General features: G+C 61.9%; 12 protein-coding genes. 1 reads left to right on the top strand and 11 read right to left on the bottom strand.

Annotation, left to right across the window (positions count from 1 at the left end; translation table 11 throughout):
- The first annotated feature begins 346 nt into the window (after positions 1–346).
- Positions 347–1,150: an SDR family NAD(P)-dependent oxidoreductase gene (locus HALO32_RS04585; RefSeq protein WP_151442609.1), complete on the top strand. Its 804-nt coding sequence runs from the start codon at positions 347–349 to the stop codon at positions 1,148–1,150.
- Positions 1,151–1,175: 25 nt separating this feature from the next.
- Here HALO32_RS04585 and HALO32_RS04580 read toward each other — a convergent pair whose 3' ends face one another.
- The 11 genes from HALO32_RS04580 to HALO32_RS04530 all read right to left on the bottom strand — a co-directional run bounded on the left by HALO32_RS04580 (position 1,176) and on the right by HALO32_RS04530 (position 13,532).
- Positions 1,176–2,951 (bottom strand): ABC transporter substrate-binding protein, encoded by a 1,776-nt coding sequence (locus tag HALO32_RS04580; protein WP_151442608.1) that lies wholly within the window; start codon positions 2,949–2,951, stop codon positions 1,176–1,178.
- 80 nt (positions 2,952–3,031) lie between these two features.
- On the bottom strand, positions 3,032–3,769 hold the full coding sequence (locus HALO32_RS04575; RefSeq protein WP_151442607.1) for a sulfite exporter TauE/SafE family protein: 738 nt from the start codon (positions 3,767–3,769) through the stop codon (positions 3,032–3,034).
- A 122-nt stretch (positions 3,770–3,891) separates the two neighbouring features.
- A complete protein-coding gene (locus HALO32_RS04570) occupies positions 3,892–4,482 on the bottom strand; it encodes a malonic semialdehyde reductase (protein WP_151442606.1) in 591 nt (196 codons plus the stop codon).
- A 55-nt stretch (positions 4,483–4,537) separates the two neighbouring features.
- Positions 4,538–5,401: an intradiol ring-cleavage dioxygenase gene (locus tag HALO32_RS04565; protein WP_151442605.1), complete on the bottom strand. Its 864-nt coding sequence runs from the start codon at positions 5,399–5,401 to the stop codon at positions 4,538–4,540.
- A gap of 3 nt (positions 5,402–5,404) precedes the next feature.
- A complete protein-coding gene (locus HALO32_RS04560; protein ID WP_151442604.1) occupies positions 5,405–6,307 on the bottom strand; it encodes an NAD(P)-dependent oxidoreductase in 903 nt (300 codons plus the stop codon).
- On the bottom strand, positions 6,304–7,668 hold the full coding sequence (locus tag HALO32_RS04555) for an amidohydrolase family protein (protein ID WP_151442603.1): 1,365 nt from the start codon (positions 7,666–7,668) through the stop codon (positions 6,304–6,306). Before HALO32_RS04555 ends, HALO32_RS04560 begins: the two co-directional genes overlap by 4 nt.
- Positions 7,665–8,744: a maleylacetate reductase gene (locus tag HALO32_RS04550; protein ID WP_151442602.1), complete on the bottom strand. Its 1,080-nt coding sequence runs from the start codon at positions 8,742–8,744 to the stop codon at positions 7,665–7,667. Before HALO32_RS04550 ends, HALO32_RS04555 begins: the two co-directional genes overlap by 4 nt.
- Positions 8,745–8,797: 53 nt before the next feature.
- Positions 8,798–10,372, bottom strand: coding sequence for a sugar ABC transporter ATP-binding protein (locus HALO32_RS04545; protein ID WP_225809745.1), 1,575 nt, complete (start codon positions 10,370–10,372; stop codon positions 8,798–8,800).
- Entirely contained in the window at positions 10,369–11,328 is a 960-nt protein-coding gene (locus tag HALO32_RS04540) for an ABC transporter permease (RefSeq protein WP_151442601.1), read from the bottom strand. The genes HALO32_RS04545 and HALO32_RS04540 overlap by 4 nt, the downstream gene beginning before the upstream one ends.
- Before the next feature lie 14 nt (positions 11,329–11,342).
- Positions 11,343–12,353 carry an ABC transporter permease gene (locus HALO32_RS04535; RefSeq protein ID WP_225809743.1) on the bottom strand — a complete coding sequence of 337 codons (1,011 nt, stop codon included), beginning with the start codon at positions 12,351–12,353 and terminating at the stop codon, positions 11,343–11,345.
- Positions 12,354–12,593: 240 nt separating this feature from the next.
- Positions 12,594–13,532 (bottom strand): sugar ABC transporter substrate-binding protein, encoded by a 939-nt coding sequence (locus HALO32_RS04530; RefSeq protein ID WP_151442600.1) that lies wholly within the window; start codon positions 13,530–13,532, stop codon positions 12,594–12,596.
- Between the last annotated feature and the right edge of the window lie 353 nt (positions 13,533–13,885).

Genomic DNA, 13,885 nt, shown 5'->3' with positions numbered 1-13,885 from the left:
CCGAGGGGGTAAGGAGAGCAGCCAGCGAATGTCCCTGGCAGCCCGGCCATTGTCAGTGGCTCCCCCCCGGGTTGCAAGGCAGAGGCCATCCGCTCGACGGGCAGACGGCACATGACGCTACGCCCTCGGAAAAATCCAATCTGGTCAGATTGGTCCTGGGGGCAACTGTCATTGCCAGGCTGGCCTGCAGACAATACCGATCAACAAGGAAACACGACGCATCGTTGACGCGAAAGCCCGCGTGACAGGATTCCTTGTCGACCCAGGCTCCATGCACCCAGACAAGAAGCCCATCAGATCGGTGGTGGCATGGAGAGACCCACAACAAGACTCCCGAGGTGACACCATGGACAATACCCGTCTTGAAGGAAAGAACTGCCTGATTACCGGTGCCGCGCGTGGCATGGGTGCCGCCGTTGCCGAACACTATGCCCAGCAGGGCGCCAATGTCTGCGTGGCCGACCTCAACCTCGAAGGCTGCGAGGAGGTCGTGGCACGCATCAAGGAAAAGGGTGGCAAGGCCATCGCCGTGAAGCTCAATGTGACCGAGCGTGAGCAGATGAAGGCGGCCGTCCAGGCCACCATCGAGGCCTTCGGCAGCCTCAATGTCATGGTCAACAATGCCGGCATCAACAAGCCGCTGATGTTCATGGATATCACCGAAGAAAACTGGCACCAGATCATGGACGTCAATGCACTGGGCTGCCTGATCGGCATGCAGGAAGCCGCCAAGCAGATGATCGAACAGGGCAAGGAGCGTGGCCCCTACAAGATCATCAATGTTGGCTCCATCCTGTCTCGCCAGGCCTTCGATGACGTGGTGCCCTACTCCTGCAGCAAGCACGCCGTCCTGGCGATGATCAACGGTGGTGCCAAGGCGCTGGTCGACCACAACATCACCGTCAATGGCTATGGTCCCGGCGTCGTGCGCACCGAGCTGTGGGAGCAGCTCGACAAGGACCTCGTCAGCATCGGCAAGTTCGACAAGCAGGGCCAATCCATGGATGAGCTCGCCGAGAAGATGATCCTGATGAAGCGCTACTCCTACCCGGAGGATGTGGTCGGCACGGCCTCCTTCCTGGCCAGCCCGGAATCGGACTACATGACCGGCCAGCTGCTGATGATCGACGGCGGCATGATCATGCAGTGATGCCATCGGCAACCCCGGGAATGGATCAGTAGAATCCTTTGTCTCGCATCACCCGATCAGCCCTGTCCTGCGCCATGGACAGGGCTTTCTTGATAGAGCGCCGCCCATCGAGCACCTCGAAGATCTCATTCCCGGCGATACTGATCACCTCGGTGATGCCCGGCACCGGGGGGCGCGGCCAGGCCTGCAGAATATCTTTTCTCGCCATGCCATCCACGATATCAATCAGCGGCGACACCGCCGAGACCTCCGGGTCCTGGCTAACGCTGAAGCGTGATGTGACCAGGCTACCGTTCAGTATATAGAGCTTCGAAAGGCTAGCGCATGTCAGCGTTTGCAGGGCCATCCAGGCGGCTTCTACCCGTTCCTCGGAAAGATTGGATGGAATGGCAAGCGCATAACCGCCGATCGGGGTAATGGGAGGACCATGATTGCCGACGGGATGGGGGAGATAGCCGGTATTACCCCAGGCCGGTGATTTCTCGTTTAGTTCGAAAAGCGGGGCAAGCAGCGTGTAATTGTAGGCCATGCAGGACTCACCCGATGCATAGGACTTGGCACGCTCGTACCACGCCATTTCGAGGATGTTAGGCGGCGAATAATTTAGGATATCCAACATATATTCGCAGGCGCGAAAGGCTTCATCCGACAGGAACATGGGCCGATATTGTTCCCCTGACACTGCCTGGAAATCGTATCCGCCAGAGATACGGCGAAGATTGATGATCGGCTGGCCGTACTTCGCCATCAGGAAGGAAAAGGTATGGCCCAGCGGCGTGCCTCTCGCAGCATTCCAGGCGATGCCGTACCGACCTTTTCCTGGATTGTGTAGCCGCCTGGCGACCTTGATCAGCTCCTCTGTTGTCGTCGGGGGTTCCAGTTGTTCCTGCTCGAGAATATCCTTCCGGTAGCAGAGCAGTTCAGGTGTTGTCTGGACCGGAATCCCGTACTGACGCCCGGCATACTGGGAACTCTGGATAGCCATGGGGTGAAAGTCCGAGAGATCCTTACCGTCTCGCTTTAGCAGCTGATCCAGTGGCAACAGCATCTCCTGGGAACCAAGCTCCCCGAACCAGGGCAGGTCACAGGCGATGATATCGTAACGGGACTTCGCCAGGCGTGCGTTGGCGAGGATCTCCTGGCGCAACCCATCGATCGACTTTGCCTTGTTCTTGATCTCCACCCCGAAGACCGACTCCAATTGCCGCTTCAGGTTATGCATGGCCATGAAGGTCGGGTCAGCATGGATCAACACGCGCAGCCCCCCTTTCAGTTCGAGACGCTGGGAAAGAACGGCGGGGGGGGATATGCCAGTGGAGGGCTCCACGGCATCTCTCAAGAAGATCCGACTGCCGGGACCGGAGCGTGGCTCCATACTGCATATGCCACCCAGCAGGGACTTGACCCGATTGGCATAAGCTTCCCACTCCTCGATTAGCGCCGCTGACGGGTGGAGCGAGACAGTCTTGCCCGATTTCGTCCTGGGGCGGGAAAGAATCAGCCCGCGGTTGATGATGCTTTCTATCCCACGCTTGGCGGTGCCATAGGAGAGCCCGGACGCATCCGCGAGTGACGTGGGTGTCGTCAGACGGCCGGCCAGGTGGTTGCGCATGATATGGAGCATCATACGCATCTCTCGGTAACCATGACTCAGTGAGAGAGCGTCCTCGGTCTCCTCCTCGAACTTCTCGATGAAGTCGATGAAGCGCGAGAGCTCGGTATTGGAGAGCTTTGGCATCGGCGTCTGGGACAGCCTGTCGTAGGGACCCTCCGGATGGCTCTCGTCGGGGAGGTCGCTCATGGTCGCCTCGGGGCAGGGAGAAAGGAGTGCACCAAGATAGCGCCGCCTCACGCCTGGCGGCAAACGCTATGCCAACGCGACTATCCCCAGCCGTCAACGATCAGCCGAATGCCCAGCAGGATCAGCAGGCCCAGGATGATCCGGAAGAAGAGTTCAGCGCTGAGCCGTTTCTGTATGACCAGCCCCAGGCGTACCCCCAGCCAGGCTACCGGGAACAGCAGCAGCGCGATGGTGAGGTTTGCGACATTCAGCAGGCCGAGCATGCCGTAGGGCACCAGTTTTACCAGGTTGATAGCGGCCAGGAAGACCACAGCCGTTCCCAGGAACTGCTCCTTGGAGAGCCGGCACTGCAGCAGGTAGAAGTTGAGCGGCGGGCCACCTGCATGGGCGATGAAACTGGTGAAGCCGGCGATGCCGCCACTCACCCCACCGACCCAGATCGGCATGACGCGGCCGCGGAAGGGCTTGAGCAGTCCCCACAGGCCGAACAGGATCGAGAACACCCCCAGCAGCACCTTGAGCAGATCCTCATCTAAGCGGCCGTAGGTCAGGTAGCCGACCACCACGCCGAGCACCGCCGGGAGAAACATCAGCCACAGAACGGACCCCACGTGGTGGCGCCACCAGGCCCGCAGGCTGAAGACATCCATGACGATCAGCAGCGGCAGCATGACGGCCACGGCGAAGGCCGGGCTCGCCTTAAGCGAGATCAGCGGTACCGCCACGACCCCGATGCCGCCGGCGAAGCCCGATTTCGATATGCCGGTAATCAGCACTGCAATGATGATCAAAACAATGAACTGCCAGTCATACACCATATGACGCCTCGTGCTATCCGGAAGAGAATAAAAAAGACCGTGCGAACACGGCCCAAATCGGAGGAATCTGCAGTGCCCAGTTCCTGCTACGACTAACTCAAGCGGCAGCCTCTCGGCCCCCGTCAGAGGACCTGGCAAACCTCGTCGAACTCGAACCGATCCTGGCGCGGGAAGAGCGCCGAGGCATCACCGTAGCCCAGATTGCAGAGGAAGTTGCTCTTCACCTGGCCATCGGGGAAGAACGCCTCATCCACAGCCGCATTGTTGAAGCCGGACATCGGCCCGGCATTCAGCCCCAGGGCGCGAGCGGCCAGTATGAAGTAGCCCCCCTGGATGGAGCTGTTGCGGAAGGCCGTGGAGTTGATGAAGTCCGTCTTGCCCTCGAACAGCGACTTGGCATCCTTGTTGTGGGAGAACATTCGCGGCAGGTGCTGGTAGAACTCGGTGTCATAGCCCAGCACGGCCACCACGGGCGCCTTCATGGTCTTCTCCTGGTTACCGGGAAGCAGTGCCGGCTTGAGCCTCTCCTTGGCGTCCTGGCTCTTCAGGAAGAGCACGCGAAGCGGCTGGCAGTTCATGGAGGTCGGGCCGAAATGCATCAGGTGATACAACTCGCGCAGCTTCTCCTCGCTGACCTCCTGGTCCTTCCACACGTTATGGGTACGCGCCTCGGTGAACAGGGTCTCGACCGCGGTGTTATCGATGACAGTCATGTCGCTTTCCTCTTGCTGGATGGTGGTTGCTGGATGGTTTCGTCTTGCGATGCGACTAGCGGCTCGCCTTGAGGCCGAAGTCGTATGTCAGATGGCGGAAGGGGACTTCCATCGACCGTCCATCCGGTGCTCTTCCCGGCGGCAGCAACTCGTACTCCCTGACCAGGGAATCCTTGACGCCGAAGACGGCGTCGGAGTCGAGATAGGGGTCGTCCTCGGCGAAGACCTGGGTCACCAGGGTCTCGTAGCCCTCGGCCATCAGCATGAAGTGCACATGGGCGGGCCGGTAGGGATGGCGACCGGTGATCTCCAGCATCTTGCCGACGGGGCCGTCGGTGGGAATCGGATAGGGTGAAGGGGTCACCGTCCAGAAGGCATAGCGCCCCAGGTCGTCGGTGGTGAATCGGGCCCGCAGCGAGGCACTCTCGAGCTCCTTCTGGACGTCGTAGAAGCCTTCGCTGTCCGACTGCCAGACATCGATGACGACATTGGCCAGCGGCTCGCCACGCCCGTCATGCACCCGCCCCTCCACGAAGAAGGGTTCACCCTCGACGTTCCAGTCGATCGACTCGCCCTGGGCAGCCTCGGGCGGGTCGGCGACATAGAAGGGACCCAGCACCGTACTTTCCGACACCATGGGGTCCGAGGTCTGGTGATTGAGGGCATCGACCAGCATCGTCACGCCCAGGGTGTCGGAGAGCAGGATGAACTCCTGGCGCTTGTCGTCGCACATCTGCCCGGTGCGGGTCAGGAAGTCGATGGCCTGGGTCCACTCCTGTTCGGTGGGCTCGACCTCCCGCAGGAAGCCATGCAGGTGGGTGACCAGGCTGTTCAGTATGCTCTTCAGGCGTTCGTCACTGCAGCCGGCGAACTGCTCGATCACGGCATCCGTGATGTTCTCTGCATTGAGATTTCGCATGGGTCATTTCCTCTCGATGGCCGGCAGCCCGGAGAGGCGCTCGGTGTGGTGGATCGCGGCGATGTAGTCATCCTCACCGTGCCCCGTGCCGATCAGCGAGCTGTAGGCCTCGCGCATCTGGGCGGCCAGGGGAACGGCAACACCGTCGCCGTGGGCACAGCCGAGGATCAGGTCCAGGTCCTTGGCCATCTGGGCGGCCGAGAAGGTGGAGGTGAAATCACGCTCCTTCAGCGGCTGGGTCTTGTACTTGACCATCGGCGAGCCCACGGCACTGTCGGCCATGAGGTCCAGCATCGCCTCCCAGCCGATGTTGCCCTTGCGCGCCATCGCCAGGGCCTCGCCCATCATCCCAGCGCTCACCGCGATCATCAGGTTGATCGCCAGCTTGGCGTAGCGTGCCTGTTCCTCGTCCCCGAGCCAGTACTGGGCCTTGGTGAAGGTGGCCATCACGGGCACAGCGTCTTCCAGCGCCTCGCGCGGACCGGAGACCATGGCCGACAGGGTGCCGGACTCGGCGGCGACCGGGTTGCCCGACACCGGGCTGCGCAGATAGGCAATACCGCGCTCCTCGGCGGCCGCGGCCACCCTGGCTGAGGCCTCGATGCTGACGGTGCTGGTCTCGACCAGCACGCTCCCCGACGCCAGCTTCGCCAGCAGCTGGCCGCTCTCCAGCATCAGGCCCAGCAGCGCCCGGTCATCGGGAATCGACACGAACACCAGGCCACAACCTTCCACGGCGGAGGCCAGGTCATCGTGTGCCGTGATGCCGGACTGCTCGGCCAGCGCTGTCCGCTCGGCGCTGAGATCGAACCCCTGTACGGGATAGCCGGCGGCGGCGATCCGCGTCGCCATGGGCAAGCCCAGCTTGCCGAGGCCAATCCAGGCTACCTTGGTGGTGGTTGTCATTGTGACGCCCCTTCTTGTTGGCGTGACTGAAGCTCGGCGTAGATGCGGTGACCGGAGGCTGCCAGCTGGCTGATCCCCTCCTCGACGTCCGCCAGCAGCTTGCCGTGTCGCTTGTGGAACTCTCCCGCCACCATGACGCTGTCGATGTTGGCGAGGCTCGCCTGCATGACCACGGCCGAAACCGGGTCGTTGACCGGCTGCATGTTCAGCCCGCTGCTGTCGAGCAGCACGATGTCGGCCTGCTTGCCCGGCGTCAGGCTGCCGATGCGCTCCTCGAGTCCGAGGGCGCGGGCACCATCGAGGGTGATCCACTGAAGCGCCTCGCGGGTGCGGATGGTCGAGGTGTCGGGAATGGTGCCCTGCTCGCGCCGCGAGACATCGTTGTCCAGCGAGCGCTGCATGCCCAGCGCCATCCGCGCCACCGTGAACATGTCCCCGGAGATCACCGATTCGAGATCCACCCCCAGGGAGACGACGCCGCCGTGTCGGCGAACGTGGCCGGTGATCGGGAATCCGTGCCCCTGGGTCATCTCGTTCTCGGGCGCGATGGAGAAGGTCACCCCCTTCTCGCAGAACCTGGCCAGTTGTCCGTCATCCAGGCTCTGCCCGTGCACGATGTTGATGTCCGGCCCCAGGAGTCCCTGCTCCTCGATCACATCCCAGCCACCGGGGGTAACCGCCTTGCCGCCGCCCTGGTGCATCGAGGCCACCAGACCGAACTCCTTGGCCAGTTTGAAATCGTGCAGGGTGACATCGAGGGTGGAGTAGTGCGGCCCGAGGATCGCCAGGCCTAGGGTCACGCGCCCCTCGCGCTCGCCCAATGAGCCGGCGAGCAGCCGCTCGACCTCGCCGCGGGGATGGGGAATCTCGCTGAAGTGCGGCTGGCCCGGCTTGGGGTCCGGCTTGGGCGAGCCATGGAAGAACAGTGCCCGGATACCGGACTCCTCGAGCCCGCGAATCGCCGCATCGGTATGCTCGGGCGTGGGGTTGTTATGGCACCAGTCACCCAGGGTGGTGGTACCGCAGTTGAGCTGGTTGAGCGCGCCCATCCGGGTGGCGATATGGATGTCATCAGGGCTGAACAGGGTCGCCAGCCCGCGATGCACATGGCCGAAGTACTCGAGCAGCGTCCAGTTGGCGGCAACGCCGCGCAGGGCCGTCTGCCAGGTATGCATATGGGCATTGACCAGCCCGGGGATCAGGATGCCACCCTGACAGTCGACCACCTCGGCCCCCTCGGACGGCAGGTCATGGCCAACCGCCAGGATACGATCATCTTCCACCAGTACCTGGCCATCGGCCAGATCGCCGATCTCGGGGTCCATGGTCACTACGGTGGCATGGGTCAGCAGTGTCTTCATGCGTCGGTAACCTCCCTTGAGGTCGGGCGACGGCCTGCATGGGCATCGCTCAAGAGGCGATGGATGCCGTCGGCCTCGATCTCGCGTGGATTCCAGTAGGGATTGCTCGTGGCGATCTGGGTCGCCCGATCGATATCGCTCGCCTGCAGGCCGATGTCGGCCAGGGCCAGGGGGGCCCCCACGGCACGCGCCAGATCATGGAGCCCCCCGGCCGCATCGTCGCTGCCCAGCGCCCGGGCGATGCGGGACATCGCCTCCGGGGCAGCGCCGGCGTTGTAGGCCACGGCGTGGGGCAGCACGATGGTATGGGTCTCGGCATGGGGCAGGTCGAAGGAGCCACCCAGGGTGTGGCAGAGCTTGTGATGCAGCGACATCCCGACGGAGCCGAGGCAGGCACCGCACAACCAGGCGCCATAAAGGGCATCCGAGCGCGCGGTCTGGTTGGCCGGTTCCTGGGCGATCCGCGGCAGGCTGCGCGACAGGGCCGCGATGCCCTCCTCCGCCATCAGCGAGACCACCGGGTTGCGGTCCTTGGCGTAGAGCGCCTCCACCGCATGGGCGATGGCATTGATGCCACTGGTACCGGACATGCCGACCGGCAGACCCAACGTCAGCTCAACGTCATAGATCACCACCTCGGGCAGTACCTCAAGGGTGCGCTGGGTCGTCTTGAGGCCGTCCCGGGTTTCCCCGAGGATCGGCGTCATCTCGGAGCCCGCATAGGTCGTGGGGATCGCCACCTGGGGCAGGCCGGTCCGCAGGGCGATGGCCTTGCCGAGCCCGATGGTGGAACCGCCGCCGATGGCCACGGTGCAGTCCGCCTCGAGTTCTTCCAGGTGGCGCATCGCCGCGTCGGTCACCTCGACAGGGGTGTGCATCCTGGCCTCGGCGAAGAGGCCGGCGCCGAGCTCGCCCAGCTGGGCGAGCACCTCGCGGGCCTGGCCTGCCTGCTCGAGCGTTGCCAGGACGAGTGCCCGGTGGCAGCCCAGCTCACGGACCTCGTCGGCGAGTCGGGACAGGGTTCCCTGGCCGAAGATGACGCGAGACGGCAAGCCATTGTAAATAAAGGGCATCATGGTGGTGTCCTCGTGATTGCGTGGGAAGGTCAGGCGCGGGACGCATTGCCCCGTCAGGCCGAGGCCGCGGGGACAGGCCCGCTGGCATCCGTGACGTACTGCCCGGTGATGGCCTGAACCAGCTTGTCCTCGGAGACCGCATCGCCGTCGAATTCCGCCGTCACCCGGCCGTCATACATCGCGATGATCCGGTTGCTGACGCCCAGCACCTCGGGCATTTCCGAGGAGATCACCAGCACCGCATAGCCCGACCGGGCCAGCTCCTTGATCAGTGCGTGGATCTCGGCCTTGGAGCCCACATCGATACCGCGGGTCGGCTCGTCCAGGATCAGCAGCTTGGGATGGGTATGCAGCCACTTGCCGATGACGATCTTCTGCTGGTTGCCGCCGCTGAGGTTGCCGACCTTCTGTCGCCAGCTGGGCGTCTTGATCTTCATCGCTTGCTGATACTTGTCGTAGACGACCTTCTCTTCCCCGGTCTTCATGAAGCCCATGGAGGAGACAGAGCCAAGTGCCGAGAGGGTCATGTTGTCGCGACAGTTCATGCCGAGAATCAGGCCCTGGTCCTTGCGATCCTCCGGAACCAGGGCGATCCCCTCGAGCACTGCATCGTGGCTGGAGCGGATCGATTCGACCTTGCCGTCGAGCAGGATCTCGCCCCCCGAAGGCTTTCGTAGGCCAAAGATGGTCTCGGCGACTTCCGAACGCCCGGCCCCCACCAGGCCGTACATGCCGACGATCTCGCCCTTGCGGACATTGAAGCTGACATCCTCGAAGACCCCATTGACCGTGAGGTTGCGCAACTCGAGCATGTTCTCGCCGAAATCCTTCGGCTTGCTGGCATGATCGAGCTCGAGGGTCCTGCCGATCATCAGCTTGGTGACCTCATCCTCGCTGGTGTCGGCCGTATTCAGGGTCCCGTTGTACTCGCCGTCACGCAGGACCGAGATGCGCTGGGAGAGGTGGAAGATCTCGTCCATGCGATGCGAGATATAGACAATCCCGACCCCCTGCTCCTGGAGGTTGCGGATGATGTCGTAGAGCACCGGCTTCTCGTGATCGGTCAGTGATGCCGTCGGCTCGTCGAAGACCACGATCCGGGGCGTGAAGACCAGGGCCCGGGCGATCTCCACCATCTGCTTCTTGGCGATGGAGAGGTTGCTGACCATGTCGCGGGAGCTGAAGGTGCACTTGAGCCGCTCGAGTATCTCGGTGCTGTCGGCATGCAGCTTCTTCCAGTCGACGCGGTTGCCCCATTTCAGCGGCAGGCTGCCCAGGAAGATGTTCTCCGCCACCGACATCTCGGGGACCAGCGACTGCTCCTGGTGAATCAGCACGATGCCGCTCTTCTTGGCCTGCTTGGGGTTCTCGAAGGACTTCTCCTCGCCCGCGAGGATGATCTTCCCCCCGTTGGGCTGATGCTTGCCGGCCAACACCTTCATCAGGGTGGACTTGCCGGCGCCGTTCTCGCCCAGCAGGGCATGGACCTCGCCCGCCCTGACGTCGAAGCTGACCTGGTTCAGGGCCACCACACCCGGAAACTTCTTGGTGATATCGATCAATGACAGTACGGGGCTCGAGGAATCCGCAGCTTGAGGGGGATTCCGGTTCATGGCTGCAGTGCTCATATGCTGACTCCCTTGCTGGCATGGACGTTGAGCCGCTGGTCGATGATCAGCACTGAAATCAGGATGACGCCGAGAATGACCAGCACGTAGAAGGCCGGCACCTGCATCAGGTTCATGCCGTTGCGCAGGATGCCGATGGCCAGCACGCCGCCCAGGGTGCCGGTGATGCTGCCGAACCCGCCGGTCAGCTTGGTGCCGCCGAGCACCACGGCCGTAATGGTCCAGAGCTCGTAGTCACGACCCAGGTTCGGCGTGGCAGCCCCCATCTGGGTCGCCAGCAGCACACCGGCGAGGGCGGCGAAGAAACCCACGATGATGAAGTTGATCATCATGTGACGGCCGATGCGGATGCCCGCATCGAGCGCGGCCTCGGGATTGCCCCCCACGGCAAAGGTATTGCGACCATGGCCGGTCTTCTTCAGCACCAGGTGCATCACTAGGGTGCAGATGAGGAAGATGATGGCGAGCACGGGGATCGGCCCGATCGAGCTGGTCCCGAAGTCGGAGAAGGCGAAATTGGTAGCGTAGAAGGACTGCTCTTCGGTGTAGACGAAGATGAGGCCGCGGACACCGATCATGGCCCCCAGGGTCACGATGAAGGCATTGACGCCGGTCTTCCAGACGATCAGGCCATTGATGGCGCCCAGGACAAGGCCCGATGTCAGAGCGGCGATGACGGCGATGGTGATGCCATAATCCTGGAGGCCGACCGACAACGATGCCGCGAGCCCCAGGACGGCGCCCACCGAGAGGTCGATGTTGCCGTTGATCATCACGTAGGTCATGCCCAGGGCAATCAGTCCGATGGTCGAGGTCTGGACCAGGATGTTGCTCAGGTTCCCGATCGAGAGAAAGTACTCCGACATGAAGCTGAAGAAGACGGTAATGACGATGACAAACACCCAGATCGGCTGGATGACGCCACTGCCCTTTAGAAAATCCTTCATGTTAATCATGTTGATCACCAGGTTCAGGAGTGAGTCGTGAACAGACGCTTGCGTTTGTTGGCAAGGTCCAGCCACACCGCCAGGATGATGATCACCCAGGTGACGAGCCATTGGGTGTAATAGGGATACCCCAAAAGCAGCAGGCCATTCTGGATGAAGCCAAGAATCAATACCCCGATGATTGTTTTCCAGATACTCCCTGCTCCACCCAAAAGGCTGGTTCCCCCCAGGATGATTCCGGCCAGCACCAGCAATTCGTAGCCCTGCCCGACGTTATTCTGGGAACCCATGACCCGCGAGCCCAGCACCAGGGCGGCACACGCCACGCAGAAGGCCGAGATCAGATAGGTACTGAATACGCACCAGTTCTTGCGGATACCGGAATACACGGCAGCGGCCGGGTTGCCGCCGACGGCAAAGATACGCCGACCATAGCTGGTATAGGACATGACGACCTGCACGATGACCGCCAGGACGGCAAAGAGGATCACCGGGACCGCGATACCCAGCACATAGCCTCGCCCGAAAAAGGCGAACCAGGTGTCGCTCTGGTTGGCGATATCGACGTTCTTCCCGCCACTATAGATCAGCACCAGCCCCTGGATCGCCGACAGCATCGCCAGGGTGACGATCAGTGAATTCAACCTCATGAAGCCGATAAGGAAGCCGTTGACGGCCCCGATCAGCAGCGTGAAGACGAACATCAGGATGATGGCCCCAGCCGGCCCAATCTTGTCGTGCAAATCGACGACCAGCACCGTCGAGAAGGAGAGCATCGATCCGACGGAAAGATCCAGGTTACCGCCGATGATGACCACCGTGACGCCCACGGCAATGATACCGATGATCGAGGCCTGGCGGACCACTGTCATGATGTTTGACTGGGAGAGAAACTGTTCGGAGAACAGCGAGAACGCAAACATGCAGATTAGGAAGAAGACCAGGATGCCCTGAGCGGAAAGAAAGTTCAGGAGACCTGTCTTATACTTCTTATTCAGCATGATGGCTTGTTTACCTTGTTCTACAGAAGCCATGATACTCACCTATATTGGCGCTACTGACTGAAGGCCAGGACGTCTCCGTTGCCCTCGACGCCCCGTTTGCATGCCCTGAGACATGCCAACGATTCGAGGAACATTCTGACCATTCGTCATGACCAATGGAGTGTGGTTTTCGGTATTCCGCGAGGGCCTTCATCGACCGCTACGGAGCCATTGGCCTGGGGAGACGCGGGAATGGCACGAGTTCCCTTCGTGCCCCGAGACTAGTGATATTCAGAAAACGGGCTTGTCGAATTCGGCCAGGTTGTCGGCGGTGATCTTGGGTGTCTCGAAGAAGTTCATCTTCGGCACGTCCTCTCCTGCCAGCACGTCGAGGGCGGTCTGTAGGGCCGCTTCGGCGTCATCGACCGGTGACTGGTAGATGGAGCCGTAGTACTCGCCACGTTCGATGGCTTCGTAGCCCACGGCGAAGTTGGTGGCACCGATGAACACGATCTCTGCGGCGCGGTCAGCGCTCTTGGCGGCATTCAGGGCACCGACACCCATGTTGTCATCCCCGGCATAGACGCCGTCGATGTCATCATATTTGGTGAGGAAGTTCTCCATGACCCGTTGCGCCTTCTCGCGGTTCCAGTCAGCGGGCTGGGTCTCCACGAGTTCGACCCCGGGGCACGCCTCGGCCAGACGCTCCTCGAAGCCCTGGGCACGCTCCATGGCCGTCGTGTACCCCGGCTGTCCGGCGACCTGAACGATCTGACCTTCACCAGCGAGGGCGTCACACATCATCTCGGCAGAAGAGCGCCCCTGCTGGACATTATCCGGGCCCGAGAAGGCCGCAATATAGTCGAGGCCCGCCTCGGCGATCTTGGAGTTGGTCACCACGACAGGAATGCCGGCCTTGTGGGCCTGGCGGATGGCCGGGATCACCGCCTGACCGTTGGTCGGCCAGATGATGATGGCATCGACACGCTGCTGGATGAGGTTGCGCACCTGGCCGATCTGACGGGCCACATCGCCGCCGGCATCGAGAACGACGACCTCCACGTTGTCCAGCTCGTCGGCGGCCTCTTCGAAGGCGCTTTCATAGGTCGTCTGGTAGCTGTCGACTCCGACATTGTTCTGGGTGATGCCGATCCGGTAGGACTCCTCGGCCTGGGCAAGGCCCGCGGAGAGAATCATGACACTGGTCGCTAGCGCTGTTTTGTAGAACATGTTGTCACCTGCTTTGTTTTAGTTGCTCTCACCGACTCGCCGGAGGGGCTTGTCAGGGTCAGGGGAGCTTAGTGCCACGGCTTGATTCACCGCAACGCGACCATCCTGGCGAAATAACCAATCTGGCTATTTTGTCGTCCTGCTTCGGCCGATAACGGGGCAAGACCAGTGAGAAAGCGTCGTTTTTTCCTGCTAACTCACTGACATGAAAAGAGGAAGTCGTGAGACAACTATTACTGAGGAATTCCGTGATCGGGGGACAGCTGCCGTGCATACGCAAGGCGCCCCGCCTGTGACTCGCAGGCGGGGCGCCTTGCTTTCACTCCCTGTGAAGAGCCGGGAGCGGGAGGGAG

It is taken from the genome of Halomonas lysinitropha, assembly GCF_902500215.1.
In the GTDB taxonomy this organism is placed as follows: domain Bacteria; phylum Pseudomonadota; class Gammaproteobacteria; order Pseudomonadales; family Halomonadaceae; genus Halomonas; species Halomonas lysinitropha.
The sequence above is the reverse complement of the archived record's forward strand: the minus strand, read 5'-3'. Positions and strand labels throughout refer to the sequence as shown.

Bases quoted from the DNA above. Each gene is read 5' to 3' on its own strand.
- HALO32_RS04555 (WP_151442603.1), bottom strand. From the start codon at position 7,668: ATGAAGACACTGCTGACCCATGCCACCGTAGTGACCATGGACCCCGAG.
- HALO32_RS04550 (WP_151442602.1), bottom strand. From the start codon at position 8,744: ATGATGCCCTTTATTTACAATGGCTTGCCGTCTCGCGTCATCTTCGGC.
- HALO32_RS04530 (WP_151442600.1), bottom strand. From the start codon at position 13,532: ATGTTCTACAAAACAGCGCTAGCGACCAGTGTCATGATTCTCTCCGCG.
- HALO32_RS04570 (WP_151442606.1), bottom strand. From the start codon at position 4,482: ATGACTGTCATCGATAACACCGCGGTCGAGACCCTGTTCACCGAGGCG.
- HALO32_RS04585 (WP_151442609.1), top strand. From the start codon at position 347: ATGGACAATACCCGTCTTGAAGGAAAGAACTGCCTGATTACCGGTGCC.
- HALO32_RS04540 (WP_151442601.1), bottom strand. From the start codon at position 11,328: ATGATTAACATGAAGGATTTTCTAAAGGGCAGTGGCGTCATCCAGCCG.
- HALO32_RS04565 (WP_151442605.1), bottom strand. From the start codon at position 5,401: ATGCGAAATCTCAATGCAGAGAACATCACGGATGCCGTGATCGAGCAG.
- HALO32_RS04575 (WP_151442607.1), bottom strand. From the start codon at position 3,769: ATGGTGTATGACTGGCAGTTCATTGTTTTGATCATCATTGCAGTGCTG.
- HALO32_RS04580 (WP_151442608.1), bottom strand. From the start codon at position 2,951: ATGAGCGACCTCCCCGACGAGAGCCATCCGGAGGGTCCCTACGACAGG.
- HALO32_RS04545 (WP_225809745.1), bottom strand. From the start codon at position 10,372: ATGAGCACTGCAGCCATGAACCGGAATCCCCCTCAAGCTGCGGATTCC.
- HALO32_RS04535 (WP_225809743.1), bottom strand. From the start codon at position 12,353: ATGGCTTCTGTAGAACAAGGTAAACAAGCCATCATGCTGAATAAGAAG.
- HALO32_RS04560 (WP_151442604.1), bottom strand. From the start codon at position 6,307: ATGACAACCACCACCAAGGTAGCCTGGATTGGCCTCGGCAAGCTGGGC.